1 protein-coding gene, 1 pseudogene and 1 other annotated feature are annotated in these 1,864 nt (G+C 33.9%); the gene and the pseudogene both read right to left on the bottom strand.

The window, feature by feature from the left end; all coding sequences use genetic code 11:
- Positions 1–262: pseudogene (locus tag AC1DUW_RS27445) on the bottom strand (sodium-dependent transporter); the annotation flags it as partial.
- Positions 263–343: 81 nt separating this feature from the next.
- Positions 344–569 (bottom strand) — a binding site (T-box leader).
- Between the two features lie 402 nt (positions 570–971).
- Positions 972–1,864, bottom strand: an 893-nt coding sequence (locus AC1DUW_RS27440) for an MFS transporter (protein WP_477644003.1), incomplete at its 5' end; no start/stop codon positions are given.

Below are 1,864 nucleotides of genomic sequence, written 5' to 3'. Positions count from 1 at the left end.
TCCAATGCCATTTACTATTAGGAGCTAAACTGCGATAAGCACTAACTGCTTCCTTTTGTGTACTTCTACCAATAACAAACTCTGCTAATAACAATGGAAAACCTATAAACAAAGAAAATAAAATAAACAGAAGAAAGAATGCGCCCCCACCGCTTATTCCAGTTACATAAGGAAGCTTCCATATTGCGCCTACTCCTATAGCTGATCCTGCTGCTGATAAAATAAAACCAATCTTCGATGACCATTGCTCTGATGTTTGAATGCTAATCAATCCAATCTATTTTTATTACGTCCTCTACAAAACAAAGTAAAGAACAAAAAAAGCCACGTCTCTATCGTTAACGATAGGGACGTGGCTGTTCACGCGGTACCACCCTAATTGGAAACAATACATGTTTCCCACTTGTTAAAATAACGGTTTAATCCGTTTTATACTACTTTCTCAATGTTGCAGTATAAAAAAGCTCCAAGAATGAAATTCACCTAAGTCTTTGTATCAGTTTGCACCAACCACTGATTCTCTATTAACAGGGAGACCGGCTTAATAATGTTCTTTTCTTCGCTCATTAAATATTTTGAATAATAAACGAAATTATAGTATGATAACATCCGATGGTCAAGCCCTTTTTTCAGAATTTAATATTATTTAACCCCAATTACTCCTCTCAACTCTTTATATACACCACATTCCGAGACATTTCCAAAATTCAAAAATTTATTTTAAAGGTGTACAAACTGTATACTATGTAGCACTAGTATTTGCTTAAAATTCTCTTTCCCTGGCGTTAACTTTAAAGAAAAAAGATCAACAAATTGAAGAAGAACAAGTCACATTATTAGAAATAAACCGCTTGATATTTGGGCAAATAGAAAGAGCATGTTTTGAAAGAAGATTATTCAAAACATGCTCTTAACATATTCAATTAAATGATTCTTTTATAAAAAGTTTAATTATTTTCTACCTGTGTCGCTCAAAAATCGCACTTTTGCGATGACCCCTTTGACCATTCTATTTTTATTTTTGCTCTGTATAAATTAATCGCTCCTAAAGCTACAGCGATTCCAGCAATATATAATGCTAGCTGATAACTATTCAATATATTTACGACTAAACCGAATAACGAAGGTGCTATAACAATAAATAATTGATTTAATGTCAAAGCTGAACTCACCGTTAAGCCTATATAACGGGGATCCGATTGCTCTGTGACACAAGCAATAAAAATTGAATACCAACCAATTGCAACAAACCCTAATAGAAAACAGAATAGCAGCATCAATATTTTTATTTCTACATGAATGATTAGTGGCAACATCAATGTAAGAATTACTGTAAAAACCATCACAATAAGCAATAATCTTTCTCTATTATGCTCAAAGAATTGATCACTCATCCATGCGATGACTACCCGCCCAATCATTCCACCTATTAAAACAAGGCTTAAATATTTCCCTGCCTCTGTTAGGGAATAGCTACCTTCTTGATGAAAATAACTCATAAAATGTGCAATGATAATCATTTGTAATGACATCATTACAACACCTACAATGTACATCGGATATAATTCTTTATTATTTTTGATAGCATTCATTTTCTCCTTAAAGGATACCGATTTCGATTCTGTAGGACTAGTACTTTCTGGCTCATGATAAAATAATAAAAAGAGTAGACCTCCTATAATTGCTACAACTCCTTGTACAACATGCGCGACTGACAAATTGAAATGATAAAATGTATAGGTTAGCATTACAGAGGCTAAAGCCCCTCCTATTGGTATACCGGTCTGTCTTATTCCTAAAGCTAGACCTCTATGTTTGTTGGGAAACCATTTTACGATAGCAGTACTACCACCAGTTTGAGCAC

It is taken from the genome of Peribacillus sp. P4_C12, assembly GCF_056402095.1.
Note: the sequence above shows the minus strand (reverse complement) of the source record. Positions and strands in the feature narration are given on the sequence as shown.